This window comes from Fictibacillus sp. 7GRE50, assembly GCF_015903875.1.
Taxonomy (GTDB): Bacteria; Bacillota; Bacilli; order Bacillales; family Fictibacillaceae; genus Fictibacillus; species Fictibacillus phosphorivorans.
Window position 1 is genome coordinate 267602 of record NZ_JACZDW010000002.1, and the last position, 26270, is coordinate 293871.

Below are 26270 nucleotides of genomic sequence, written 5' to 3' on the forward strand. Positions count from 1 at the left end.
ACTGGAGTGTTCATATTGACAAAGCTTTTATTAATCGGTGGTGGACATGCTCACCTTTCCATTCTCCGTAGTCTTTTGCATGAAGAAATTAGTGATTTAGAAGTTACACTTATTACATCGTCAAAATATCAATATTATTCAGGGATGTTTTCAGGATTTACAGAAGGTCTTTATGACGAAGATGAAATCCGTATTGATTTAGAGTCTTTATGCGGTCGAGCCACTGTCTCGTTTATAGAGGACACCATCATCTCTTTTGATCCCATGCAGAAAGTGTTATTAGGGTTTTCTGGAGGAATCTATTACTTTGATGTGATTTCTTTTGATATTGGTTCTGGGATCTCATCGGACTTAACCCAAACTGTTGGCTTGAACATTAAACCAAACTACCGCTTTATAGAGCAGATTAAAGAATTTCGCTCAAGCGAAAACCCTGTTATTGTCGGAGGTGGTTCTGCTGGAGTAGAGCTTGCCCTATCGACATTCGCTTGGCGACAAAATCAAAGTTTGAAAAACCCGGTAACCTTGATCAGCTCCTCTCCACTTCTTCATTCTTATGGAAACAAAGCGACACAGAAAATTAGAGAAATTGCTAATGACCATAATCTCGTATACTACGAAAATGAAAAGATAGAGAAATTGAAGAACAACATCATCATTACTGATAAGGATACAGAGATAGCGTATTCAGCAATCCTGCCCGTAACCGGACCAAAAGCAAGCTCTCTATTTAAACAAGCATTGCTTTCGACTGACAAAAAAGGGTATTTACTCGTTGATGACACACTACAGAACGCTGATTATCCGTATGTGTTTGGAGCTGGTGATTGTGTCTCTCTGGCTGATTATCCTAATCTTCCGAAGAATGGTGTCTATGCGGTTAGACAAGGACCTGTTTTATGGAAAAATATTAAGCGTTTAATCACAGGCAGACCACTAGTACCGTTCAAACCACAAAAAAAGTTCGTCTCTATCCTTTCGACCGGTGAAAAGCACGGTTTATTTACTTATGGTGATTTTGTCACTTATGGAAAATGGGCATGGAGCTTAAAGAATAGAATTGATCAAAAATTCATGAACAAACACCTTTAATTCAAGCCACAATTTCTTTATGAAATTCTTTTGATTAAGTCCTCAAAAAAACGAGCAGAACATTTTCTGCTCGTACCACTCTATCTAAACCAACTGATGTACTTTTTTGTTAGTTTTGGTAATGTACCGCTAAACAACTTGCTCCTCCAGTATAAATCAGCGGTTCGTTGAATAGCAGCGGCATGATTAGGATATGGATAGATCATCTGTGAAAGGTCTCCAATTTTGCTCCCCTTTTTCATTGCAAAAATAACAGCCTGCATCCAATCACCACTACCATTTCCTATCGCATGCCCACCTAGGATCTTACCCTTCTGGTCGGTAATAATTTTTATCAATCCATCCGCTTCTTGATCTGAGATAAACCGATCAACATCTGTTAAAGGAACTTCATAAACCGAAAACTTAATTCCTAACTTTCGCGTTTCTTGTTCCGTCATGCCTATATGAAAAATCTCAGGTTGGGTATAAATATTCCAGGGAATGTGATCATAGCTCATTTTCTTTGGTACACCAAGAATTGCATTCTGAACGACAACTTTTCCTTCTTCCCCAGCTACATGTGTAAAAGCAAATTTGCCGTTAATGTCTCCGATTGCAAAGATATGAGGTACATTCGTCTGCAACTTTTCATTTGTTGGGATGAATCCTCGCTCATCCTGAAACACCCCGGCAGCATTCAGATTCAAATTTTTGCTATTTGGCTGTCTACCGACAGCCAAAAGAATCTGGTCATATTCCTCTGTATATTGCTCATTACCTTTTTGTATCGTGACTCTTTTTCTTCCGTTTAATGTTATTTCTACTTTTTTGACTTCTGAATTTAACTGAATCGTTAACTCCTTCTCCAATATGGAAAGCGCTGCTTTTTGGATACTTTCATCCTCAGTTGATAGGAGTTTCTTTCCCTTTTCAACTATAGTAACTTTGGAGCCTAATCGTGATAAAGCTTGTGATAGTTCCAGCCCTATGGGACCACCGCCAATCACAACAAGCTTCTCTGGCAATTCTCTTTGCTCAAATAAGTTTTCGTTCGTCCAAAACCCCGCTTCCTGCAAACCTTCAATCGGCGGTACGAGAGGTCGTGAACCGGCAGCAATTACAATCCTTTTCCCGTATATCTCTTGGTCATCAACTCTCACAGTGTTTGCTGAAGTGAATGTTCCCGTTCCCTTATACAGATCGACACCTAGTGACGTAAACCGTTCATCACTATCATGCTTTTGGATCACACGTATGGATTGCTGTACACGCTCATTTACCTTTCCTAAGTCAACCGATCCAGAAACATCAAGACCAAGTTCCTTCGCTTTGGTTCTGGCAGTAAAAATATCCTTTGAAGCTTGTATAAGTGCTTTTGAAGGTACACAACCAACGTGAAGACAGTCACCACCAAGATGCCGTTCTTTTTCTATTAGTGCTACTTTCGCGCCAAGAGAACTAGCTCCAGAAGCTACTGTAAGCCCTCCAGCACCTCCGCCGATAATGACAACATCATACTTCTTCACATCTCTCTCTCCTTGTGTTGCAAGATTTTCTTAGCTTCAAGCAATCTTTGCAATGCTGTATAAAGTTCAATCACAAAAAATAATAATGTTATGAGCGTCAAATAATTAGAGAATAAGATCATTAGACTGAACAAGATAAAGCCTTCTGTCCGTTCAGCTAAACCTGCTTGATAGTAGAATGACTTCATGCCTTGCTTCTCACTCACTGCCCCTACTGTAAGAAAGATTGTCATCGAAACGATAATCGACACGGATAAGAGCAAAAGTGCTAGCTGTGAATCAGGGAACGCAAGCGCTAACCCAATGATCACACTAATCTCTACAATTCGATCAAACGTAATATCTAATACAGTTCCCCAAGGAGATGGTTTTGTAAGTCGTGCCATCGAACCATCAACTGCATCGAGAAACCCTGAAAACCATAGGACACATACAGCTAGGATCGGTCTATCAAAATAGATCCAAACACCTGATGAAGTCCCAATGATAAAAGCGATCCAAGTAACTTGATTCGCACTAAGTCCCGCTTTCAATAATAGCTTTGCCGTACTCAGAATAGTCGGCTGCACATACTTTCTTGCATGAGTATCTAGCATATACTTCTCCTCACTTCTGATCTTCCACCGATAGGTATTGTTTGATCTGTTTTTTATATAGTACGGGAAGAACTGTAATGATTATAAATAAAATTATTGCAATATAAAGGATGGTTGAAGTATCAGCTGCCGTGCTCGCACCTAGAAACGTATAAGCAAAAGTTCCTGGAACAATGCCTATTAATGTCCCGAAAAAGAATTGGATGCTTTTTACTTTAGACATCCCCGCTGCATAACTAATCAGATCAAAATGAAAAATCGGAATAAGCCGAAGTAGGATGATGACTAAAAATCCATTCTTTTCTAGCACGTTCTGTAATTTGTGCAATTTCCTTCCCCATCTAGATTCAATTCGACGAGCCCCTATCTTTCTTGCAGCAAAAAAGGCAAGAAGAGCGCCAATCGTAGCTCCAGTAAGAGTAAGAATGAATCCCCACACCGGCCCAAATGCTAAACCTCCTGTCAAAGAAAGAACAGAAGCAGGAAACAAAACGAAAGGTCTAACGGAATACAATAAAACATATACGAAAGGTGCCACAGCTCCCATTGTTAAGATCCATCTACGAACTGATCGAGGAGTAACGTCTAGAACCGTTTGATTCAAAACAATAAGTGAAACAACCAAAATAACAAAAAATATAATAGAGAAAGTCGTCTTCTTCATCTCTTATTTCTCCAATCTTAACACCACTTATCCTTCGTAAACCTTTACCTGTTCACCAACATTCACCTTTTCTTCAGTTGTTAGTGTAATAACAGCCTCTGAATGTTCGATAGATAAAACACTATGAAACTTTCCGTCTTGATAATAGGTTTCTATCACTTCAGCACTTCTTCCATTTTGATCATCATTTCGTCCCATCTTAAGACAGCTTACGGGGATGAAGCGCTCTTTTGTCCATATGCCCCCCTGAAGAAACGAAGCTACAAATGCATTAACTGGAGATTCATATAAAAAATGTGGACGATCGAGTTGTTGGAGCCTACCTTCATTTAACACGGCTACACGATCTCCAAAAGCCATCGCTTCCTCCAAATCATGCGTGACGAACAAAACGGTTATGTTTTCCGATTTTAATAGATGTTTGATCCATCTCCTCGTCTCTTTTCGAAGTTCCATATCAAGACTGGAGAAAGGTTCGTCCAATAAAAGAACTTTAGGATGTACGATCAGAGACCGTGCCAAAGCTGCCCGTTGTTTCTGACCACCAGAAATCTCGTGAGGAAAACGAGATTCTAAACCTTCTAAGCCCACTCTTTTCATCATTTCTTTACTTTTATCATATCTCTTATTTTTACTGACTTTTGCCATCTTTAGTCCAAAAGCTACATTTTCTAAGATGTTCATATGCGGAAATAGAAGTGATTCTTGGAACATATAGACTACCGGCCTTTTTTGTGGAGGTACGTTTGTTAAATATTCACCATCAATCTTGATCTCTCCAGTGTCTGTCTTCTCTAATCCAGCAATCAGTCGAAGTAAAGTAGATTTCCCAGTACCCGAAGGACCGACTACGGAAATAATCTCTCCCCTTTTTACACTCAATTGGTTCAAATTCAGTACTTCTTTATCTTTGTAAACTTTTCTGATGTCACTTAATTCAATAAAATGAGATTCCATTCTTCACCTCGGTTGTTTTGGAATAAGTAGTCTTAAAGCACCTTCGATTAACAGCCACACAGCTATAGGTATCATGGCAAATAATATCGAAAAACTTGCGATTACTGCATCATTTGTTGTTTGAAAATAAGGAAAGAATAAGATTGCCATCGTGTTAACTTCTCCACCGCCGATAAGTGCGGTTAAAAAATACTGTCCGAGTGAAATCACAGTAACAAGAAAAACAACACTTCGGATACTCGGAATGAGCTGTGGCAAATAAACATTTCGGAATATCCCCCATGCACCAGCACCAAGAGAAACCGCAATTTCTTCCTGTCTTTTGCCGATTCGCTCAAATCCTGCGCGCAACACTTTTATCGTGTAAGGAAGAGTTGGTAATAGGTTGACAATGACTACTCCTGTCCAATGATTAGCAATTCCAAGCTTAATAAAAGTTAGATGTACACCAAGCGCAATTACAATAGAAGGTATTAAGATAGGTGACAATAATAACGTCTCTACTACACTTTTACCTTGGAAGATATGAAACGCCAGACCTTTCGCAGCTGGAAGTCCAATCAATAGATTCAGCAATAATACTAGCAAGCTGATGCCTAACGAAGTATAGATCGCCTCTGTAAATTTTGAACCATGCCATAGCATTTCGTACCAGCCTCGGGTCGTAAATGAGCTTGGAAAGAGCTCGCCATATGCCCACTCTTGGACAAAACTAGTCAAAACTAGTATGAATATAGGCAGAAACGTCATTCCTAACATAGTAAAAAACAGGACTCTCGAATACTTACTATTTTCTGCTTTTAAATTGTGAAATGATCCAGAGCTTTGAGATAAGTGGATCCTTCCTTTCCTAGTGAACACGTATGTTAAAAAGACAATAAGAACGATAAATATTGTCAAAAGAAACATTGCCGCAAAAGCGTACGGCTGTTTTGTCCAATCTGATCCAAAGAACCAGTCATAGCTGATGACAGGAATCATCTTAGGGTAGGTTGCTCCTAGGAGTGCAGGAACTTCATAAGCGGAAACAACAAAAGCAAAGATGATAAAAAACGTCTCTAACAGGACAGGAAAAACGTACGGCCTCTCAACATGCCAGAAGACATCCCATCTTCTCCCTCCAAGTGTATACACTAGCTCTTTTTGAGCGTTCGATAGTTGTTCATATACGGGAAGAAGCATCAGAATGACAAAAGGTACCTCTTTCCACACGTAAGTGATAATGATACCTATTCCAAAAGAATCTTTAAACAGAACAGGAAACTCATTGGGCAGGTCAATTAGCCCCATTCCACTTAATAACGAAGAAATATACCCCGTTTGGGAAAAGAGAAGAAACAGCATATAACCCCAAATGAAATGTGGAAAGACCATTGGCATCCAGGCGATTAACTTTGGAAACTTATCTTTTAGAATCGGATATAGTGATCTGACAATGATCAGCCCAATTAGAATGGAAAGAATCGTTGATATAAAAGCAATTCGAAGACTGTATAGGATAGAAGTGATAAAGATTTCATCACTAAACAGCTCTCGATAAACGCTTAAGGTTGGTTGATTGTAGTACTTAATACTCTCTAGAAACGCCATTACTATTCCATAGCCGAGGAGAAGAATGGTTATTAGAACAGCTGGAGCCAAAAGTACATAAGGATTACTTGTTCTGAACCACTTCATTAACCCAATTCTCCTTCAGCCAAGCAACGTACTCTGAATCTATTTCTGGCTGCAAATATTTTTTTAAAGTTTCAGCGGGTAAAACCGATTCTCCACGTTTGATGGTTTGAAGTTTCTTTTGATCTGCCGATGAAAGTCGCGCTGGATCAAGTGACATATTTTCACCCCAAAATTCCGAGTCTAACTTTGTTAACTGAGCCTCAGGAGATAGCATAAAATTAATAGCCGTCATCGCACCTTCTTTGTTGGGACTATTAAAAGGAATCGCTAAAAAGTGAGCATTTCCTAAAGAACCTGATTTCATAACAAACGATCTCGTTGTTGCGGGGAATACACTTTGTTTCATTAATTTCTCTGCTCGCGCCTCGTTATAACCCATCGTCATATATACTTCGCCTTTGCTGTACAAACGATCAAGTTCTGTTAGATTATTCGGATATGTCTTCCCTTCTCTCCATAAATAAGGTTTGATCTCGTTCAAATAATCCCACATCTTCACACTATTTTTCTGGGCAAAATCCTCATCATATCCATTGTCCAAAATGTTTTTTACGTTTCCACTAGATTCATAAAATAATTGACGAACAAAAGCATTACCTGTAAAGTCTGCAGGATCAGGGTATGTGAATTTCCCTGGATTTTCTTTAACCCATTGAGCTAATTCTTTAAATGATTGAGGTGGATTTGGCACCTTTTCTTCATCATATTGATAAACGAACTGCACTTTTCCCCAAGGTGCTTCTAAGCCCTCTGTTTTTGTTCCAAAATCATATTGAATATCTAATGACTTAGCATCCACATATTTTTTGTAATTTGGCATCTTATCAACAAACGGACCAAATAACAGCCCATTGTCTTTTGCATTTTTGAAATTCTCGCCATTGATCCAGATGATATCCATGTTTCCTTCATCTTTCTCTGCTCTTTTTTCATTTGATAGCTTTTTTAAGAATTCTGGTGCATCCATCGGTATTCGTTTCAATGTAATGTTATATTCTTTCTTTAACCGTGGAGCGACCCAATCATCCATATAACGATTGATTCCTGTGTCTCCACCCCACATGTACATTCTGACTGTCTTGTTAGTGGTCTCTTCAATTTCTCGCCAATCTTTTTTCAATATGGCTTTAGATTCTTTTGCTGCATCCGTTGATGGGGAACATGCTGACACGAATAAAAACAGCATTACCCAAACCAACAATCTCATTTTTTTCATCGTATACTCACCCTCCACTAAGCTAACGTTTCTTCTCTTCGTTTGGTTCATTCTTTTTATTGGTAATTTATTGTTTCCCTTTTTTTGTCCAACTCACGTACAAATATTGAAGAAATTTTGTATATTTTTTTATGTATGTATTGAAAGCTATGAATCTCAAGAAAAACGAGAAAAAAAAGGCTATTTTCAAGTCTTTTTTATTTTCTTCTTTGACATTGATTGTAGTGGAAGGTGCGTGCCTACCACATGAGATACTCCTTGCAAGGCATGCGACGAGGAAGCTTACTACGAAGCATCACTTGTAGACGCAGGAGCAAGGAACTTCTTAAGGCGGGCAGTCAGAAAAGTGGAAGTGGCTCGTCCAGCCCCGACAAGCAAAAGGTGAATGGGCTAGGAAGGCGCATTTTGCCTTATTGACCGTTCACCTTTTGACCTCGAGGGGCTAGCCACTGCAACTAGCCAGGTGAGACACTTAAAAGTGGAACGTACGAATGTGGCTCACCGCCTGCCCCGCGGAAAGCGAGCATCTGCAACGGAAATCAAAAACTGTCAAAAGCAACAATGAATACGAAAACAGCCTTTAGAAAAGAGCGTAAAAAAAGAGGCCATTGACAAGGACCTCTTTTTCAAAACCTATTAAGCTTTTACCGCATGAGCACCTTGAGTAGCCATAAACTCTTCAATTTCTTCTACTTCACGGAAAATATCTTTGGATAAGTTCTCGAATCCATCCTCCGTTACTAAGATGTCATCCTCAATTCGAATACCGATCGCTTCTTCCTCGATATAAAGCCCAGGCTCAATTGTAATCACCATTCCAGGCTCTAAAATGCGGTCTTTGTAAGAACCCACATCATGTGTATCAAGTCCAAGGAAATGGCTCACACCATGATAATAATAGTTAGAGATCTCATCATCATTTTCGATCAATCCGATACGTTTGCACTCTTCTGCTAACACTTTTTTCGTATGAATATTGAGTTCAGCAAATTCAAGACCTGGCTTAATGATAGCCGTCGTATCCTTTAGCGCTTTAAGTACGATATTGTAGAGAACCTTTTGACGATCTGTAAACTTACCATCTACTGGAAACGTATAGCTGATATCCGCATTATAATAATCCTTTTGTGCTCCTAGATCGAGAAGAACGAGCTCACTGGGATTCGTTTGCGCGTTGTTATGCTCATAATGAAGGATCGTAGCATTTTTTCCGCTTGCCGTAATCGTCTTAAACGCGAAATCACGCACACCGTTTGATTTTAAAGTAAAGTCAAAATGTGCTTCGAGCTGATTTTCTTTCATTCCAGCTTTCGCGTGTTTCAGCACATTATAGATGCCTTCTTTCGTAATGGAGATCGCTTCTTTAATCTTTTGAATCTCTTCTGTCGTTTTGAACACACGCAGTTCAGCAACTTCAGGATATACGTTGTGAATCGTCACATGCGGATAATGCTCTCGAATATGTTTTGCGAATTGTGATGTTTCAGATGGGGCACCCGTCCATCCACGGCGTTCTAGATCTAAACAAACGTGCTGAGCTTGATTTGTAAAGAATTGACTGGCAACAAACGACTCAAAGCTATCCACATATTTAATATCTTTTATGCCAGATTGATGTTCTGCTTCCTCTTTAGACACGGTTTTCCCGACCCACTTTTCCATGACTGGATCAGCTTTTACGATAAAAAGTGTTTCTTCAAATTTTCCACCGCTCTTTTTTAGCACGAGGATCACGTTTTGTTCCGAAATCCCAGTTAGATAGTAAAAATTTCGGTTTGGTGTGAACGGATATTGTTCATCTGCTGATTTTTGCGGAGCTTTTCCTGCAAAAAGAATGGTTAATGATTCATTCGGCACCAATTCTTTTAATCTACTACGATTACGTTCAAAAAAATAAGACTCCATGTGGATCCTCCTTAAAATAATTAAAATCGACTGATTAGTTTATTTATATATATATCTATAGTATAAAGATTTTTCCATAGCATTAACAGCTTTTTTCAGAATTTTATAAATGCGTTACCTATACTTTCTGATAGGTATCTAACAAATGTTCTTCAATAAAAGAATTGATCTGTTTGTGTTTAACATACTCCTTAATATGATTTTGTACTCTCGGATACAAAATGATATGTTCCAAATCCTCTAGAGGAATCCATTTTACGCCAGTTTGGTACGGATCTGGCTTATCCGGTAATCTAGGTTCGGAGTCTCCAACCCTGTTGCATTCAAACATCATTCCTAGTGAATGTATCGTTCCGTATCTATTTTTTGTCAGATGCGGCGCATACTCATAAGTGAACGCGAGTGGACCTACATCTACATCAATGGATGCCTCTTCTCTCACCTCACGTTTTGCTGCTTCTTTTACAGATTCATTTGCTTCAACACCACCTGATGGTAAATTATAATGAAGTCCATTCTCATCATGAAACTCAATTAAAAGAATCGCATCATTTTCAATAATTAAAGCACCTGCTCTAACACGAATAGGATAGCTCATTTACACAACCTCCCTATTATTTATCACCATTTCAACCACAGGTCTTGAAACATCATCAAAATACATATCTTCTTGTAGGTCGATCCAGCGTACATCAAGTATGTCTTCATCATCTTCAATGGAGAGCGTCCCTGAGATTAGTTCACAAAGAAATACTTGTTTTTCTTTTCTTTGAATCAGTAGTTTTATTATTTTTACGGTATAGCCCGTTTCCTCCAACACTTCTCGTATACATGCTTGTTCGAAAGTCTCGCCAGGTTCAACTCCCCCACCCGGATAGTTCCATACAATGTCCCCACGTTTTACTTTTTGTTTTACTAATAGCACCTTTCCATCAGAAATAACAACACCTTGCGCTAACATCTTTACTCCCCCTAGTGAAAGATAAAAGCTAACCAAAACAAAGTTGGTTAGCTTTATAGGTTACGCTTCCTGCTCAAACAACTGCACAAGTTCAATAATGACGTTAGTTGCTTTGACCATATTATCGACCGAGATATATTCGTGACGGCCGTGGTAGTTTTCTCCGCCTGTAAAGATATTTGGAGTCGGCAGACCCATGAATGACAGCTGTGATCCGTCAGTACCCCCTCGAATGGGTTTGATGTTTGGTTCTATGTTTAGCTTTTTCATCGCTTGAGAAGCAAGATCAACAATCTCTTTTACAGGTTCAATCTTTTCTTTCATATTATAATACGTGTCGTTCATATCTAATTGAATCTTATCTTGTCCATACTTTTCACGCAGTTCGTCCACGATCTCTTGCATTCTATCTTTTCTCTTTTGAAAAAGTTCCTTGTCATGGTCGCGGATGATATATGAAATATCCGTTTGTTCTACATCACCTTTTAGACCCGTTAAATGATAGAACCCTTCATAGCCTTCCGTATGCTCGGGCGCCTCTTCAACAGGAAGCTTACCATTCAGTTCCATCGCAATTTTCGCCGCATTAACCATCTTATTCTTTGCAGATCCCGGATGAATGTTCTTTCCTAAAATACGAATTCTAACACTAGCCGCGTTAAAGCTCTCATACTCTAATTCACCTAAAGGGCCGCCATCCATCGTATAGGCATACTTTGCTCCAAACGCTGCCACATCAAATTTATGAGGACCGCGTCCGATCTCTTCATCCGGAGTGAAAGCCACTCTGATCTTTCCATGCTTAATCTCTGGATGTTCGATCAAATACTTCATCGCAGTCATGATTTCAGCGATGCCCGCTTTATTATCTGCACCGAGCAATGTTGTGCCGTCTGTTGTGATCAATGTATGTCCTTTATAATCTATTAAACTAGGAAAGTCATTTGGAGACAATTCGATATGTAAGTCTTCGTTTAAGATAATCGTTTCTCCGTCATAGTTTTCAACGATCTGCGGTTTAACGTTCGTTCCGGTAAAATCAGTAGCTGTATCTACGTGTGCAAGAAACCCGATGACCGGGATTTCCTTATGTGAATTCGATTGTAATGTCGCCATAACATATCCGTTTTTGTCGACTGTTACTTCTTCCATACCAATTTCTTTTAGTTCCTCAACAAGCATGTTTGCCAGAGTCCACTGACCTTCTGTAGATGGAGTCGTATCACTTCTTCCATCAGATTGTGTATCTACTTTTACGTATGTAATAAACCGATCCATTATTTCTTGTTTCAATTTTCAATCAACTCCTAGTGTTTTGCTTTATGATAGCATGTTTTACAAAACATTACATATTGCTGAATTACAAAAAAATGTACGTTTTTACTCCTCTTGACGTCTAATCAACTTGTCCTTTTTCTGCATATGATGTATTACCAGCACCAAACAAAGGTGTTGTGAAAATAATGGGGTGATTTAAATGGGTTGTTGGAAAAAAGACAAATGTGAGTCTTCTTCACACTATATCTATCTAAAATGTAAGCGTTGCAAGAAAAAGAAGAAGAAAAGCTGCGGCTGTCATAAAAAACATTAATTAAAAAAGGAGTCCTATCGGGCTCCTTTTCAAATATCATTCTATTTTGGTCCAAGACCAAAAGCAATTCCTAATGCAATGCCTATACCAATACCTAATCCAACGTTTTTAAGTGCAATGCCGATTGCTACACCAATTGCAATTCCGATTGCCATTCCGCTTTTATTAGGTTTAGTACCTTTCTTCATAATCGGCTCACCTCCTTTACGAATAAGGAACCTGAGAGCACGAACAAATTCTTGACGATCGTTACTCCGTACAGATACCTATTCTTGAGGATACGTTTTTAACAAAAACTCAACAGAATTGTTGATTAGTTTTTTTAACACATTCACATCAACATCAGCTAGTTTATTAATGTATACACAAGCGGCACCCGTTGTATGCTTACCGAAGTGCTGAAGCAGCTCAGCTCGACCTGGGTCCCCTGGGGCAAAATACAGACTAGTCTTTGCTTTTCTTGGCGAGAAGCCAACAAGAGGCGCGTCCCCTTCATGCCCTGTCTTGTATTTGTAATGATAGGAGCCGAATCCAATAATACTCGGTCCCCACATCTTCGCTTCAAACCCAGTTGTTTGTGTAAATATATCAAGCAGCTTGTATGCGTCTTCTCTCTTTTTTGGTTGATCTACACTCTCAATAAACTCCACGACACTCTGATCGGTTTCTTTTGTCTTTTGCTCGTACATAAATTGCTCCTTTTTAATGTGAATTTTGGAGATAAACCTTCTATGTCTAAACCTTCTACATCTTCGGCTAATCCCCTTTCTTTCTAACACTTTCAATTTCCTGATTGTAAAGTTTTAAAACTGATTGTATACTACTAATTGAGAATGATAATCAATATTATGTTCCAAAAAGGGAGCGAACATTATGGATCAACATAACGTTTTCGATGTTACCATTATCGGCGGCGGTCCAGCAGGCCTTTATTCAGCTTTTTACAGTGGTCTTCGTGAAATGAAAACAAAAATTATTGAATTTCAACCGCAGTTAGGCGGAAAGATTCATGTATATCCAGAAAAGATGATTTGGGATGTTGGAGGACATACTCCACTTCCTGGTGCAAAACTTATTGAAAAACTCGTGGAACAAGGACTTACGTTTCATCCTGAAGTAGCACTAAATGAAAAAGTAGAATCTATCTCACGAGATGAGAATGGAATTTTTATTTTGCAAGGTTCTTCCGGTGAGCAGCATTTTTCTAAAACGGTTATCGTTGCGGTTGGAAGCGGTATCTTGAATCCTCAACGACTAGATATCGAAGGTGCTGAAAGGTTTGAAGTGTCAAACTTAAACTATACGGTTAAATCCCTTCAGCATTTTAAAGATAAGACTGTTGTTATATCAGGTGGCGGAAATACTGCAATCGATTGGGCGAATGAATTAGTTCCGATCGCTAAAAAAGTGTATCTAACTTATCGAAAAGGAAATCTAGCTGGACATGAAGCGCAAGTAACACAATTGATGAACAGCTGTGCTGATTGCATTTTTAACACATCGATCTCAAAATTATTTGCGTGTCCCAACCATGAAGTTATTGAACAGATCGAGTTAACGAATCACGAAACAGGTGAGATCTCTTACCTTCCTATAGATGAAGTCATCATTAACCATGGCTATGAACAAGATACATCTCTGTTAGGTAACAGAGGATTGAACATTGAACTAGCGGACAACTTTTATATCGCAGGAAATGCTAATAGTGAATCATCTATCCCAGGATTGTATGCAGCTGGGGATATCCTCAAACATGATGGAAAGCTAAATTTAATCTCTGGTGCTTTTCAAGACGCTGCAAATGCAGTAAATAAAGCAAAGCAGTTCATCCAGCCCGATGCACAAAAAGTTGCGATGGTATCCTCACATAATGAGGTGTTTAAAGAACGTAATCGCGAGCTCGTCAAGCAGATGGTGAGATAATAGATCATTCACATACAAAACACCTTTTTTAACCCGTAATGGTTCTAGTCGGGTGTTATTATCTATCGTCCATTAAATATTTAAAAAGCTCAGAGCAGCCTCTGAGCTTTATTTGTTCGTATTCTATTTTTTATTCTGTATTAATCCAAAACCTATACCTGTTGGATCATTAAGGTAAGCCAGATAAAACTCTTCAAATTCCATCTTTTCTCTTACAATAGTCGCTCCGTTAAGAACGGCATGCTCAATCGCATCATCAATAACTTCAACTTCGATTTGAATACGAGTTCCATGTGGAAAATCTTGTGGACCTTTTGCGATTCCACCATTAACATTCTTATCTTCACCTTCAGTAGTTGTAGCTGCCCAATAATCCCATTGAGGTTCTGCAATCTGCCACCCAAATACATTGCGATAGAAAGTTACCGCCTTTTCAGGTTCTTGACTGCTAAGTTCAAAACCTACAACTTTTCCGATATTCTTCTTCATAGCAAAGTCCTCCCTATTTAAAACAGCTTTTGCAGCTCATTTATTCCTAAAAAGGCGAACATGAGAAGACACCCGATCAAGACTGCATTAGTTAACCACTTGTTGCGATACTCAACATCAACTTTTTTAGAGTTTAATAAGATAATGAGTGAGATTGCAAGAAACGGCATGAACAATGCACCTAGCACACCATATATTATTATCAGCTGAACAGGCTTTCCTAAAAAGAAGATCAGCATTGGAGGGAAAGTCAGCCACGCTAAATAAGCACGATATGACTTATCTTTTTCCGTAACCGGCTTAACCGAATGTAAGTCTTCCTTGTTCGTCTTGATTGTTCTTAAGAAGTCCGCAAACAGATAAGGCACACCGTTCCAAACGCCAAGAAGTGAAGTAAAAGCAGCAGACCAGAACGCGATTAAGAATAACCAACGTAACGGTGTTCCGAATTCTTGACCTAACAGTTCTGCAAGATTAAGAAGACCCTGGTCTCCTTCTAACTTTACATCCGTTCCAAATAAGAACTTAGCTCCGATTACGAGTGCAGCCATAGTGAAGATTCCTGTAATTACATAGGCTGCTTTCGTATCGAGTCTCATAATGGGAACAAATTCTTTTCCTTTCCAATTCTTTTCTCTTAGCCAATATCCATAAGAAGCCATAGTAATCGTACCGCCTACTCCTCCAATCAATCCAAGAGCTAACATGAGCGATCCGTCTGGCATTTTGGGTACAAAACCACCCGCAAATTCACCAATTGAAGGCAAAAAGAGTAATGATGTACCAATAATTGTGATAAACATGACACCGATTAATACCGTCATGATTCTTTCAAAAAGCAAGTAACGGCCTGTCCAAACAAGTGCAAAACCTAATAGGGAATGAACGATTGCCCAAGCCCAGATCGGCATGATCGGAAGCATCGCATGCATACCTAGTCCACAAGTCATCGCTGCGGTGGCACCGTAAATGTAGCCCCAGATAACGGAGTAAACACCGAAATAGCCAGTCGCCCACTTCCCTAATGAATGCCAACCTTGTAGAATAGTTTGACCTGTCGCGAGATACCAGCGGCCAACTCCTTCGTTTAAGAAATACTTTAAAATAGAACCAATTACGATGGCCCATACAAAAGTCATTCCGAATGAGGTACCGATTACAATGGCAGTTACTAAATCTGCTGTACCTACACCAGTTGCTGCTACTACGAAACCCGGACCGATCATTTTTAACTTTTGACCCATCGTTTGAGGTGGTACTGGTTCACTAGCAGCAACAGTATTAAGTTCATTGTTTAATTTCACTTCATTGTTCAATTTCAGCTCCTCCTTCTCCCTTAAATAAAACGCTTTCAATAGAACATCTGCTAATTATGTCATATGTCTGAATATTTTATCAACTCCTTTTGTACCCATTCCTTCTTTAAAACAGCTCTTTAGAAAAGGACTTCTTTCATACTTATAAGAAACTAAACAACGGTATAAAATTGTATTCACCAAGAAAAATGTATTGGAATAAAATATATGTAAGAAAACCTAACATCAATATGATATAATAAATAACAATATTTAGAATTGTCTGGTTTTGCATTTCTTAGGATAGGAGGCTCAAAATGCCTGTTGATAAATCATCTTATAAAGATAAAAAGGTCATGTCTATCGGTATCATCAGTGAACTTACTGGTTTATCAGAGCGGAAGATCCGTTACTACGAAGAAAGAAAACTGATCTTTCCAGAAAGAACAGGTAAAGGCACGCGTAAATACTCATTTTCGGATGTGGAACGTCTTATGGAAATTGCTGATCAAATTGAAGATGGTGTACAAACATTTGAGATTAAAAAAGAACTTACGAAAAGACAGAAACGTGACGAACGTAATAAAATGATTCGCGGACAGATTAACGCTCAATTTAATATGAGAAATTAAAAACAGCTGGCTCCACATTTCATGGTGCCAGCTGTTTCATCTCGAGAGTCGTTCATATACCTCTCTCAAATTCTTAATTCCTAACTTTTGAACGCGTGCTACATAAACACTCCAAAGCTCAGCCGTCATCTTCGCATCTCCTAAGGCATGGTGTCGATCAATCACAGGCACGTTACAATGCTTACAGCAATCTTCTAAAGTAACAAGATTAACGTTTGGCTCAGCAATTTTTAGTAAAAATGAAGTATCTACTATTCGGTGTTTGAACTGACTTCGAAATAGCTTCCAATTATAATGTTGCAGAAACTTCTTTTCGTGACTTGCATGATGAGCCACGAGGACATGACCTCTTGCAAAATCATAAAAATCTACTAGCACTTTGGATAATTGAGGCGCATTCTCAAGTTCACTCTCTTCAATTCCTGTAAGCTCTTTGATCTCATGAGAAAGCTGACCCTTACAATGCGTGAGAGAATAAAAAGTTTCTTCACGCCTTACTTCTCCACCTTTTACTTTCACAGCACCGATTGATAGAATCTGGTTTCCTTGCTCAGGAAAAAAACCAGTAGTTTCTAGATCAAAAACCACTACATTCAAATCATTGAGGGGTACAGTTAAACTCTCTTCCATTTTCAACTCTTTTTCAAGCTGCCTTAAAAATGCGACATGTTGAGGACTAGATTGCCCTTGTAACGACGCATAAACACTTGAGTTAATTTTCCCCTGTACTTGCTTCATAAATTGAATAAGCGGATTCATCCTCATGTTTCTATCGTTCCTTTAATGACGGATTGAGTATATTCTTGGAGTTTTTGACCGTTTAATAGAATATGTTTCATCTCTTTTTTCTCGTCTTTACTGAGTTCTTTAATGTTTAAGTAGTGTATATCATCATAGTTTTCTGTATTTTTTTTATGATACTGCAGCCTGTAATGAAGCAATTTTTCAAATTCTTTAGCGCACCAACTAAGATTTTGTTTGTATTTAGACATGTTATTAAGCGCTTTTAGTCTTGAAAGAGTTGAAGTAGCTTCTAGACTTTCTTTCATTGCAAGCAAACGCACATTATTAACATACGGAAAGAAACCTGATTGCTTTAGCTCTATACTGCCTGCATGCGCGCCATGTGGTTCTGTTAAAAATTGATGAAAGAACCCGACCGCTTTTTTTACATGCTGTGTATTTTCTAACAAGCGTTCTAGAAAACGCGGATTCTTCTTAATGTAATCATGTACGATTTGTTTAAGTTTCTTGCAATATGCTTCTTCACCAATAAGCACTCGCGCATCGTAGAAGATCAGAAGAAATCGTATACTCTCAAAGCTCTCTTCAGTTAGCCACTTTGACAGCTGCTCTTCCCACTCTATTATTGATTTACTCCAAATAGGATTTGAGCTCATTACATTTCCATCACAATACGGATAACCAACTTCGTTTAACCCATTCGCTAATTCTTTTCCGAATGTAATAAAGTATCGATTCGTTTTTTCGTTTCTTTCCTCATAGATCAGACCATGATCTTGATCTGAGATGATCGCTTGTTCAAATCTACCTGCACTTCCCATTACAAACCACGTATAACGGCAAGGAACTGGACCAAACTCTGAGATATGCCTTTCAAGAGCTGCATCGAATACTTTCATCATCAGTTCATCATGAAAATCATTTAAAGCATGAGATGAATCTTGATGGTCGTTCCATTTATTATCACGCCATTTTTTTATCTGTGAATAAGGCATTTTTACACATCCTATGTGATAAAAGCATTGAGGAATAGACCCCAATGCTTTTATCCACTATTAATTTGCGATTCTATTCTTTTCTTCGTTCGCGATGAACGCCTCTGGATAACCGTAGTTTCCGTGTTCACTAACATCCAGACCGATAATTTCTTCTTCTTCAGAAACTCGAAGACCTTTCATGACTTTTTTCATAGCGTATAAAAGAACGAAGGAAACAACAAATGCGTATAACGCTGACACAGACACACCCATCGCTTGAACGCCAACCTGAGAAAATCCACCGCCGTAGAACAATCCGGGCTTCCCTACTGTAGCAAGTTCTGGCGTAGCGAATAACCCTGTAGATAACGTCCCCCATACTCCAGCTGCTCCGTGAACGCTCAACGCATAGATCGGATCATCTACTTTTAATCTATCGAAAAATTTAACAGAATAGAATACTAAGATTCCTGCAACAAATCCGATCAGAACTGCTGCCCATGTTTCAACGAATGCACAAGAAGCTGTGATCGCAACCAGACCTGCTAACGCACCGTTTAATATTGTCGGAATGTCCGATTTACCAAGGACCATCCATGAAATAATCAGTGCGGCAACCGCACCTGCCCCAGCAGCAAGATTTGTATTTAACGCAACAAATCCAAAGAATCCATCATCAACTACAAAGGTACTTCCTCCATTAAACCCAAACCATCCTACCCAAAGGACGATAACCCCTAAAGCCGTGTACACTTGGTTGTGACCGAAAATGTTATTAGATGTACCGTTCTTATTGAACTTTCCGATACGCGGTTTTAAGAGAATCGTCGCTGCAAAGGCTGCCATCGCACCTGTTAAGTGAACTACCGTAGACCCTGCAAAATCCTGCTTACCATGTTCTGCCAACCAACCTCCGCCCCAAATCCAGTGAGCTACAACCGGATAGACCACTACAGAGAAAAGAATAGCAAACACGAGATAGGCTGATAATTTCGCTCGTTCAGCAAATCCTCCAAACGCAATTGTTAACGAGATTCCTGCAAACGCGAGCTGAAACATGAAGAATGCCGCTGTCGAGTAGGCCATTCCCTCAGCTTGATCACCTGAATAGAAAAAATCAGACAACCCGATAAAAAAGTTTGAGTTACCTCCAAAGATAAATCCATATCCAACTGCCCAAAATACGATTGATGCTAAACCAAACGTAAAGACAGTCTTTCCGGCAATGTGGCCGGCATTTTTCATTCGAGTCGATCCCGCTTCAAGTAAGATAAACCCGCCTTGCATTAAAATGACAAGAAGTGCACCTAGCACAAGCCAAACACTGTTTAATGAAAACATGATATCTTCCATCTGAACGCCCCCTACTGAACTGTTTCTTTCATTCTATACAGTTCTGGCGCAGATTCTACACCCATGTAAGATTATCTAACATGGTTTTTGAAATGAACAATTAATAAAAGAAAAAGCAAACCCCACAATGTATAAAGGTTTGCTTCTCTCACTGTTAAACCACTTTAGATGATGTAGTGTGAGTGCTCGTTTGTACGTCATCACGTTCCGTTCTCTTTCCCCACCATGTTGCAAGCAATGGTCCTGATATGTTGTGCCACACACTAAAAATTGCGCTCGGCACTGCAGACAACGGCGAAAAGTGAGCCACTGCAAGCGCCGCACCTAGACCAGAATTCTGCATTCCGACTTCAATGGAAATGGCCTTTTGATCGGCAAAGTCCAACTTCAAACCTTTCGCGATCAGAAAACCGATTAAAAGTCCTAGCACATTGTGAAGAACCACAATGGATAAGATTAATAATCCTGTCTCAGCAATTTGTTTTGCGTTTGCTGCTACAACAGCTGATGCTACAGCTACGATTCCAACTACTGATACTAGTGGTAGTGCAGCCACGCTTTTTTCCACTTGTTTACGGAATAAGAGTTTTACAACTAGACCTAATACAATTGGTACGATTACAATTTGAACGATTGATAACAGCAAGCTGCCCGCAGATACTGAAAGCCATTTGCTCGCAAACAGCAGCGTTAGAGCTGGTGTTAAGATCGGTGCGAGCAGTGTTGCCACGGATGTCACCGCAACCGATAAAGCGGTGTTACCTTTTGCTAGGAAAGTCATCACGTTTGATGCCGTTCCACCAGGACAGCAACCTACTAAAATCACCCCTACTGCTACTTCTGCTGGTAATTTAAATGCCGTTGCTAGTCCAAACGCAAGAAGCGGCATGATCGTATACTGTGCTGCCACACCAATAAAAACACTCTTTGGAGCTTGAAACACTGCTTTAAAATCATTCAGCGAAAGGGTTAACCCCATCCCGAACATGATAATTCCTAATAAAAGAGGAATATAGGGAGCGATCCATGTGAAGCCTTCTGGAATCAAAAATGCTGCAATGGCAAAAAGTATCACCCAAATCGCAAAGGTGTTGCCCGCTGTCTTACTTACTTTCTCTAAAAATCTCATGGTTGTCACTCTCCTTTTTAAGAGAGTATAAACGAGTTATCTGAAATTTCAATGGTTATTGCTTAAAAATTTAGAATTATGTGATTATATGTGTTTTTTATGTGATGAGGTCTTACTTTTATGTGATGAGGTCTTACTTTTATGTGATCGACTCCATTTTTTATGTTATTCCTTCAAAAATTTATGTGATTATCAATTTTCAGGCTCATCCAACTGAACAAAGCCAGGCGGATACTTCCACCTGACTTTGTTTTACAGAGATATTTTTTGTACGAGCTGCCGCTTTTTACTCATTAATAGTCGTAACTCTTCATCAACCGCTCTGTACTCATCCGTCCCCGTTTTACAAAAACTTATTTTCCCAAGCATTTCTGTAATCTTGTTTTCTACTAAAACTAATTCTTCAGCTAGATGCTGAGCACCTTCATTTGTAGAACGTTTACTTTGTTCTTCGTATTCACCAAGGCCCATCTCTATCCTCTTGATCTGCTGATTCTCAATAACTAGCAGTTTATCACACAGCTTTTCAACGAAAAATCGGTCATGTGAGACGATGATAAGTGTGCCAGAAAACTGTGACAATGTTTCCTCTAACTGCTCCCGGCTCGGCAGATCGAGATGATTCGTCGGTTCATCCAAAACGAGCACATCATATTCCTGCAGAATCATTAGCACCAGTTTTATCCGCGTTCGCTCACCCAAACTTAAGTGCCGGATTGGCTTCGAAAGTTTGCGGTCCTCAATTCCCATGTTGGCAAAGATCGTCCTTGCCTGCGTCACTTGATGCCTCTCCTCTAGATCAAAGTATTCATAAACCGTTTTTTCTTCGGGCAGGTCGTTCACATCTTGAGATAGATAGGCAATTTTCATCGATTCACTTTTCCAAATTTCCCCCTCTGTTACAGACTCCTCCCCAAGTAACATCTTAATAAATGTTGTCTTACCAGATCCGTTTGGTCCTTGTAATGCTATTTTTTCTCCATGTTTGATATAAAAGTGGCTTTCTTTAAAAAGGGTTCGATCTCCGAATTGTTTTGTTAGACCCCGGGTTTCAATAAGTCTTTTTCCCCTCTTTCCTGCACAATCAAATTGAAAGAAAACGTCACTTTCTTCAATGGGTTTGTCGATCCCTGTTTTCGAGAGTTCTAGATTCAAACGCTTCAATTTAGACTTGATCTGATTATCTTTTTTCTTCGCTTTCATCCTTTCATATTCTTTGAGCCCCATCTGTCTGTTCTCGGCTGCCGTTCCTCCCTTACCTGCTTCTCGGTGAGCTTTATCAGACCACGTTTTTAACGTGTTCACTTGCTGTTCGATCATGTGTATTTTTCTTTGTTGCTTCTCATAATCTCTTTGTTGTTGCTCAAAACGGCGTTGTTTCTCTTTTCTATACGCCGAATAGTTTCCTTCGTAAATGGTAAGAACACCGTCTTCTAGTTCAAATATCTTCTCTACTGATTGATCAAGAAAATGTCGGTCATGGGATATGATAATGGCTGCACCTCTATAGTTCTGAACCTCTTCAGTAAGCCAATTTATCCCTTGAAGATCTAAATGATTTGTCGGTTCATCTAAAATCAAGAACTCAGGATGATTCGCCCATATCTTAGCGATGGATACCTTAAGTCGCTCTCCACCACTTAAATGATGTAATTCTTCATTTGTGAGCAGATGTTTCTGAAGTCCTAACTTCTTGCTAGTAGCCATTAATTCTTCACCTGTTTCAAGCAACTCCTGGTCAACATCTAACACATAATCTGTTGATTGTGGCAGATATCCCATGTTCAGATTTGCCGGCCACGTCGTAATCGATCCATCATCGTGGATGATACATTTCATAAGGATGTTAACGAGTGTTGTCTTTCCACTACCGTTCCATCCTACTAGTCCAATTTTTTCACCTTGCCTAATATCAAATGAGATATCTTTTAAAATTTCTTTATCACCAAATTTTTTTTGCAATCGTTTAACTTGTAATACTGTCGTCATGCAGTTCACCTCTTTCATGGTCGTTAAGGAGGCCACAAAAAAACCTCCCTGGATGCCCAGAGAGGTTGGTCGGTTCGCACAATATGGTAAAGACACGTATCCAAATAAACACAAGAACAAAAAAGTCCTTTGTGTGAAAATCATAAGGATATATGGTACGTGTATACGCAAAATGGGCAGACTTATCCTATTCTCCAGGTCTCACTAGTTTAGAGTTAGCCTAAGAAAATAAGAGTTTTCCACATCAGCGTAGTACCGTTCCTTTCCAAAATGACTTCAACTTACAATTGTTAGTATATGGACGTATATTAAAAATGTCAATGCTTCCTTTAATGCAAGTCAATTTAAGAAAGGAAGAAGCTGTTCATGTTCTCTGCCTCTTCCCATTTTAATGGTTACTTAATGAAAAATGTCTTCGTGTTGTACTTCTTATTGTTTCCTGGTTCGTATCGATTCTCTACGTTTTTGCTCGCATCGACTGAGAACCAGTTTAACGTTGTCGTCTTTTCAAACATTAATGTTTCCGGCCCTTCACGTGTACCGCTCAACTGCAATTTCTGAGAATCAAACGTTGGCCGGCTGCCATCTAACGTGTAATAGATCGTAGCGGGCTCACTCGTTTTGAAGCTTACTTTAACTTTATCTTCGTGTCTTCCGCCGTTTGGTGTGATACTTGATTTTGGCGCCTTTTTATCTTTAGAATATTGATACGCCACATCAATAAGTCCTAATAATCCATTTGAAAACTCCATGGCTTCCTCATGCCCTTCTTCAAATGGTGGCTGAAAACCAACCAGTTCCCAACGTTTTGTTTCTTTGTTCCAAAGATCAGCACCTACTTCAAAGTTCCAAGCGTAGATTCCTTTTTCATACCAGAGGTGATCTGCTGAGTTTCCTGCGGCAGAATAAAGAACGTCTGGGATCGGACCTGTTCGACTCGGTAGAATTACCGTTCCACGATGCTTTTTGATCTCTTTTAAAATATGATCAGATGCTTGCCAATAATAAGCTTCTTCACCAGCAGACGGACGAGGCAATGTTTCACGTTCTGGCGTATACGCACCTGGTGACCACATGAAATAACCACCATAGCTATGAATGTTCATAGCAAATCTAATGTTTGGATTCTCATCCGTTAACCAAACAAGATTTCGGCTTTCTGGTTCAGAATGCTCGCTAGGTCCCGCATATGTGCCACTTAAACAATTCGTTGTTGATGCTCCAACATAACCATCAAATGCAGAACCCACATCATGGTTACGATTCAAATCAACGCCCCAAGAATTGCGATAACCATTATCAGACTGATGAGGTGAGCAATGGTTCGTCATGTTTTTACGTTGTGAATTAAAGTCATAGAAACTATAGTGCCCTCCATCAGGATTCATGGACGGAATAATAAAGATATCAAGATTATCAACAAGTTTCTTTGTCTCTTTATCATGCGAATAATTTCGTAATAGTCGTTCAGCGGTTTCAACGGAAACTAGCGGTGTTACCCATTCACGGGCATGTTCTTGTGAGTAACCGAGTACACCAGGCTTAGTACCATCTCGGTGCTTTCCGATCCGAATCGCTTTAACAGTAAAAGGATCACGCGATACGGTGGCAGGTGCTTTTAAGTTATCCGAAAGGTTAGATATAGCAGGTTCAACAATTCCGTTACCTGTATTTCCACGGTAAGTCGTAGCAGAGACAAGATCACTAGCTTCTGCATTCAGAAGATCTACAACTTCTTTTGCGGTACTTTTCGCGTTACCTGCAGCATCTGTTGCTAACGTAACGATGATTTTGTTTCCGCTTGTTCCAACAGAAAGAGGAGCACCTGCAGCAGATGCCTTTTTCAATTCAATGCTGATTGCATTTCCGCCTTCATGTCCCCAGTCTCTAGACGTCACAACAACCGCTGTGTTCTGCAACGTTCCTAGAGTCGCTTGAGCTTGTCTACGATATCCGTTCGTCTTGTTCGGCATCTCCACAATTTCAGCAAGCTCTGGGTATTCTTTTACTAAGTTCTCAATTCTCGCGTTAATTTCAGTTGGATCCATATAATGGTCAACAAAGTTTTTTACATAATGTTTTCCAGGCTTGTCCGGCTTTCCTTCACCTAGCCATTCGGTTACTTTAGATGTGGCTGATCCTCCTAATGAGCTTTCAATTGTTATGTCTTTCGGTATCGCTGTTACTGGCAGCATAAAGGAATGATAGAGGTACTCTCCAGCATCCTGAATCTGTTGCAGTGTTGTGGTTTTCTCTTCTCCATTTTCTGTCCATTTAGCAGTAAGGATTGTGCTCGAAACAGCACCAGATGTGGATTTTGCTTCAACATAAAGGAATGTGTCCGATTGATTCGTGAAGTGGTTTGCTCTCAGGATCGTTACTGTTTCTTCAGCAGCTGTTAGCTTTTGTTCTTGCTTAACTGCCATTCTTCTTTCTGAGGCACGCTGGTTGAGTTGGTTTTCAGTAATGAGAGTTTCTTTTACGTTAATTCCATAGAGCTTCAGCATCGCAACTTCAGATGGTGTTACGACCGCATCTACTTCAATTTGTCCATTATGAACGTGCATCCTGTGTGTCAGATCGATACCAAATTCTTCAATCTTCCTCATCGCTTCTTTTGTGTTTGGAACAGCAAGCTGAACGAGAGAGACTGACTCTGCTGGCTGAATTTTGAGAGATGAAGCTTCAGCAACCGGTGGCGCTATACCTGAATCCATCGTTGAAAAAGTAATCCCTGCAACTGTTGATAATACAAGTGCAGAAGATAGCCATCTCTTATTTCTTTTCATAACAAGCACACCTCCTATGTATGTATAAGGTAAGTGTAACTTTATTATCAGAAAATTCAATCATACTTAAGGATGTACAAAGAGAGTGAAAAAGCCCATCATTATAACTACAAAATTTGTAAAAATAATTAATAAAAGGTAAATTTAGTAATTTGGGAGTGGGTAGAAGATCTTATCTTGATACGTTTATCAAGTTTTAAAGGCTATTTTTCATTTCAAACTCTTCTTTCAAGACAGCGTACATCTTTAGATCTCGATGCTCTCCTTTTGTAAACATCGCTTTTCTTAACGTACCCTCATATTTCATCCATAGCTTTTTCATAACCCCTTCAGATCCACCGTTCTCTATAAAACATCTTGCCTGAATTCGTACTAAATTCATGTTTTTAAAACCGTAATTCAGAAGCTCCTTACCTGCTTCAGTCGTAATGCCCTGACCCCAATAGTTCTTCGCGATCACATAACCGATCTCAGCAGTTTTATGATTGATCTGCCATGAGACAAAGTCGATCGTACCAATCAGTTGGTTGGTTTCTTTTAAAACAATTCCCCAAGGGGCTAAATCAGCACTTTCATATCTCCTTAACACGAAACCGATGAATTCCATCGTATCCTCTATTGTTTTGTGAGCATCCCAAGTAACATAGCGTGAAACCTCTGCATCCGATCCATACTGAAACATATCTTGTGCATCCCCTACTGTAATTTTTCTTAAAAGAAGACGCTCTGTTTCTAATGTTGGTAAGTTCGTAAAAATATCTTTGATTTCCAAGATAAACTCCT

Annotated in this window: 24 protein-coding genes; 3 read left to right on the forward strand and 21 right to left on the reverse strand. The window is 39.4% G+C overall.

Features of this window, described 5'->3' with window-relative positions:
* Nucleotides 1-15 precede the first annotated feature (15 nt).
* Entirely contained in the window at nt 16-1092 is a 1077-nt protein-coding gene (locus IHV12_RS08540) for an FAD-dependent oxidoreductase (RefSeq protein WP_197190579.1), read from the forward strand.
* Nucleotides 1093-1172: 80 nt separating this feature from the next.
* Here the strand turns inward: IHV12_RS08540 and IHV12_RS23060 are convergent, their stop codons facing one another.
* From IHV12_RS23060 to IHV12_RS08600, 12 genes are all read right to left on the reverse strand, one after another.
* A complete protein-coding gene (locus IHV12_RS23060; protein ID WP_197190580.1) occupies nt 1173-2600 on the reverse strand; it encodes a dihydrolipoyl dehydrogenase family protein in 1428 nt (475 codons plus the stop codon).
* Nucleotides 2597-3196 (reverse strand): CDP-alcohol phosphatidyltransferase family protein, encoded by a 600-nt coding sequence (locus tag IHV12_RS08550; RefSeq protein WP_197190581.1) that lies wholly within the window; start codon nt 3194-3196, stop codon nt 2597-2599. The genes IHV12_RS23060 and IHV12_RS08550 overlap by 4 nt, the downstream gene beginning before the upstream one ends.
* 10 nt (nt 3197-3206) lie before the next feature.
* The gene (locus IHV12_RS08555; RefSeq protein WP_197190582.1) at nt 3207-3860 is read right to left on the reverse strand and encodes a TVP38/TMEM64 family protein; all 654 of its coding nucleotides are present in this window, start codon (nt 3858-3860) and stop codon (nt 3207-3209) included.
* Between the two features lie 27 nt (nt 3861-3887).
* Nucleotides 3888-4817: an ABC transporter ATP-binding protein gene (locus tag IHV12_RS08560; RefSeq protein ID WP_197190583.1), complete on the reverse strand. Its 930-nt coding sequence runs from the start codon at nt 4815-4817 to the stop codon at nt 3888-3890.
* Between the two features lie 3 nt (nt 4818-4820).
* Nucleotides 4821-6494 (reverse strand): ABC transporter permease, encoded by a 1674-nt coding sequence (locus IHV12_RS08565; protein WP_197190584.1) that lies wholly within the window; start codon nt 6492-6494, stop codon nt 4821-4823.
* Nucleotides 6472-7761: an ABC transporter substrate-binding protein gene (locus IHV12_RS08570; RefSeq protein ID WP_231620694.1), complete on the reverse strand. Its 1290-nt coding sequence runs from the start codon at nt 7759-7761 to the stop codon at nt 6472-6474. The genes IHV12_RS08565 and IHV12_RS08570 overlap by 23 nt, the downstream gene beginning before the upstream one ends.
* A gap of 585 nt (nt 7762-8346) precedes the next feature.
* Entirely contained in the window at nt 8347-9615 is a 1269-nt protein-coding gene (locus IHV12_RS08575; RefSeq protein ID WP_197127199.1) for an aminopeptidase P family protein, read from the reverse strand.
* A 118-nt stretch (nt 9616-9733) separates the two neighbouring features.
* Nucleotides 9734-10213, reverse strand: a complete 480-nt coding sequence (locus IHV12_RS08580) for an NUDIX domain-containing protein (protein ID WP_197127198.1) — start codon at nt 10211-10213, stop codon at nt 9734-9736.
* Nucleotides 10214-10576 carry an NUDIX hydrolase gene (locus IHV12_RS08585; protein WP_197127197.1) on the reverse strand — a complete coding sequence of 121 codons (363 nt, stop codon included), beginning with the start codon at nt 10574-10576 and terminating at the stop codon, nt 10214-10216.
* 60 nt (nt 10577-10636) lie between these two features.
* Nucleotides 10637-11869 carry a peptidase T gene (gene pepT, locus IHV12_RS08590; protein WP_197190585.1) on the reverse strand — a complete coding sequence of 411 codons (1233 nt, stop codon included), beginning with the start codon at nt 11867-11869 and terminating at the stop codon, nt 10637-10639.
* Nucleotides 11870-12208: 339 nt separating this feature from the next.
* Nucleotides 12209-12355 carry a hypothetical protein gene (locus tag IHV12_RS08595; protein WP_197127195.1) on the reverse strand — a complete coding sequence of 49 codons (147 nt, stop codon included), beginning with the start codon at nt 12353-12355 and terminating at the stop codon, nt 12209-12211.
* A gap of 78 nt (nt 12356-12433) precedes the next feature.
* Nucleotides 12434-12856, reverse strand: a complete 423-nt coding sequence (locus IHV12_RS08600) for a DUF1801 domain-containing protein (protein WP_197127194.1) — start codon at nt 12854-12856, stop codon at nt 12434-12436.
* A 184-nt stretch (nt 12857-13040) separates the two neighbouring features.
* Here IHV12_RS08600 and IHV12_RS08605 point away from each other — a divergent pair, with 184 nt between their 5' ends.
* Complete coding sequence (locus IHV12_RS08605) at nt 13041-14090, forward strand: NAD(P)/FAD-dependent oxidoreductase (RefSeq protein ID WP_197190586.1); 1050 nt, start codon at nt 13041-13043, stop codon at nt 14088-14090.
* Nucleotides 14091-14213: 123 nt separating this feature from the next.
* Here the strand turns inward: IHV12_RS08605 and IHV12_RS08610 are convergent, their stop codons facing one another.
* Together IHV12_RS08610 and IHV12_RS08615 are read right to left on the reverse strand one after the other, a co-directional pair.
* A complete protein-coding gene (locus IHV12_RS08610; RefSeq protein ID WP_197190889.1) occupies nt 14214-14567 on the reverse strand; it encodes a VOC family protein in 354 nt (117 codons plus the stop codon).
* Nucleotides 14568-14596: 29 nt separating this feature from the next.
* Nucleotides 14597-15895, reverse strand: a complete 1299-nt coding sequence (locus tag IHV12_RS08615) for an Nramp family divalent metal transporter (RefSeq protein ID WP_370568783.1) — start codon at nt 15893-15895, stop codon at nt 14597-14599.
* 296 nt (nt 15896-16191) lie between these two features.
* Between IHV12_RS08615 and IHV12_RS08620 the strand changes: the two genes are divergently transcribed.
* Nucleotides 16192-16506 carry a MerR family transcriptional regulator gene (locus IHV12_RS08620; RefSeq protein WP_197127192.1) on the forward strand — a complete coding sequence of 105 codons (315 nt, stop codon included), beginning with the start codon at nt 16192-16194 and terminating at the stop codon, nt 16504-16506.
* A 36-nt stretch (nt 16507-16542) separates the two neighbouring features.
* Here the strand turns inward: IHV12_RS08620 and IHV12_RS08625 are convergent, their stop codons facing one another.
* The 7 genes from IHV12_RS08625 to IHV12_RS08655 all read right to left on the reverse strand — a co-directional run bounded on the left by IHV12_RS08625 (nt 16543) and on the right by IHV12_RS08655 (nt 26259).
* Complete coding sequence (locus IHV12_RS08625; RefSeq protein ID WP_231620696.1) at nt 16543-17244, reverse strand: exonuclease domain-containing protein; 702 nt, start codon at nt 17242-17244, stop codon at nt 16543-16545.
* A gap of 23 nt (nt 17245-17267) precedes the next feature.
* Complete coding sequence (locus IHV12_RS08630; RefSeq protein ID WP_197190588.1) at nt 17268-18245, reverse strand: DUF294 nucleotidyltransferase-like domain-containing protein; 978 nt, start codon at nt 18243-18245, stop codon at nt 17268-17270.
* Between the two features lie 60 nt (nt 18246-18305).
* The gene (locus IHV12_RS08635) at nt 18306-19580 is read right to left on the reverse strand and encodes an ammonium transporter (protein ID WP_197190589.1); all 1275 of its coding nucleotides are present in this window, start codon (nt 19578-19580) and stop codon (nt 18306-18308) included.
* Between the two features lie 154 nt (nt 19581-19734).
* A complete protein-coding gene (locus IHV12_RS08640; RefSeq protein WP_197190590.1) occupies nt 19735-20709 on the reverse strand; it encodes a bile acid:sodium symporter family protein in 975 nt (324 codons plus the stop codon).
* Between the two features lie 252 nt (nt 20710-20961).
* Nucleotides 20962-22698 carry a ribosomal protection-like ABC-F family protein gene (gene abc-f, locus IHV12_RS08645; RefSeq protein ID WP_197190591.1) on the reverse strand — a complete coding sequence of 579 codons (1737 nt, stop codon included), beginning with the start codon at nt 22696-22698 and terminating at the stop codon, nt 20962-20964.
* Between the two features lie 395 nt (nt 22699-23093).
* A complete protein-coding gene (locus IHV12_RS08650; RefSeq protein WP_197190592.1) occupies nt 23094-25487 on the reverse strand; it encodes a M14 family metallopeptidase in 2394 nt (797 codons plus the stop codon).
* Nucleotides 25488-25683: 196 nt separating this feature from the next.
* Nucleotides 25684-26259, reverse strand: coding sequence for a GNAT family N-acetyltransferase (locus IHV12_RS08655; protein WP_197190593.1), 576 nt, complete (start codon nt 26257-26259; stop codon nt 25684-25686).
* Nucleotides 26260-26270: the final 11 nt, after the last annotated feature.

Coding starts and splice junctions, on each gene's coding strand:
- IHV12_RS08550 (WP_197190581.1), bottom strand. CDS start 3,196: ATGCTAGATACTCATGCAAGAAAGTATGTGCAGCCGACTATTCTGAGT.
- IHV12_RS08555 (WP_197190582.1), bottom strand. CDS start 3,860: ATGAAGAAGACGACTTTCTCTATTATATTTTTTGTTATTTTGGTTGTT.
- IHV12_RS08560 (WP_197190583.1), bottom strand. CDS start 4,817: ATGGAATCTCATTTTATTGAATTAAGTGACATCAGAAAAGTTTACAAA.
- IHV12_RS08565 (WP_197190584.1), bottom strand. CDS start 6,494: ATGAAGTGGTTCAGAACAAGTAATCCTTATGTACTTTTGGCTCCAGCT.
- IHV12_RS08570 (WP_231620694.1), bottom strand. CDS start 7,761: ATGAACCAAACGAAGAGAAGAAACGTTAGCTTAGTGGAGGGTGAGTAT.
- IHV12_RS08575 (WP_197127199.1), bottom strand. CDS start 9,615: ATGGAGTCTTATTTTTTTGAACGTAATCGTAGTAGATTAAAAGAATTG.
- IHV12_RS08580 (WP_197127198.1), bottom strand. CDS start 10,213: ATGAGCTATCCTATTCGTGTTAGAGCAGGTGCTTTAATTATTGAAAAT.
- IHV12_RS08585 (WP_197127197.1), bottom strand. CDS start 10,576: ATGTTAGCGCAAGGTGTTGTTATTTCTGATGGAAAGGTGCTATTAGTA.
- IHV12_RS08595 (WP_197127195.1), bottom strand. CDS start 12,355: ATGAAGAAAGGTACTAAACCTAATAAAAGCGGAATGGCAATCGGAATT.
- IHV12_RS08600 (WP_197127194.1), bottom strand. CDS start 12,856: ATGTACGAGCAAAAGACAAAAGAAACCGATCAGAGTGTCGTGGAGTTT.
- IHV12_RS08605 (WP_197190586.1), top strand. CDS start 13,041: ATGGATCAACATAACGTTTTCGATGTTACCATTATCGGCGGCGGTCCA.
- IHV12_RS08620 (WP_197127192.1), top strand. CDS start 16,192: ATGCCTGTTGATAAATCATCTTATAAAGATAAAAAGGTCATGTCTATC.
- IHV12_RS08625 (WP_231620696.1), bottom strand. CDS start 17,244: ATGAAGCAAGTACAGGGGAAAATTAACTCAAGTGTTTATGCGTCGTTA.
- IHV12_RS08630 (WP_197190588.1), bottom strand. CDS start 18,245: ATGCCTTATTCACAGATAAAAAAATGGCGTGATAATAAATGGAACGAC.
- IHV12_RS08635 (WP_197190589.1), bottom strand. CDS start 19,580: ATGGAAGATATCATGTTTTCATTAAACAGTGTTTGGCTTGTGCTAGGT.
- IHV12_RS08640 (WP_197190590.1), bottom strand. CDS start 20,709: ATGAGATTTTTAGAGAAAGTAAGTAAGACAGCGGGCAACACCTTTGCG.
- abc-f (WP_197190591.1), bottom strand. CDS start 22,698: ATGACGACAGTATTACAAGTTAAACGATTGCAAAAAAAATTTGGTGAT.
- IHV12_RS08650 (WP_197190592.1), bottom strand. CDS start 25,487: ATGAAAAGAAATAAGAGATGGCTATCTTCTGCACTTGTATTATCAACA.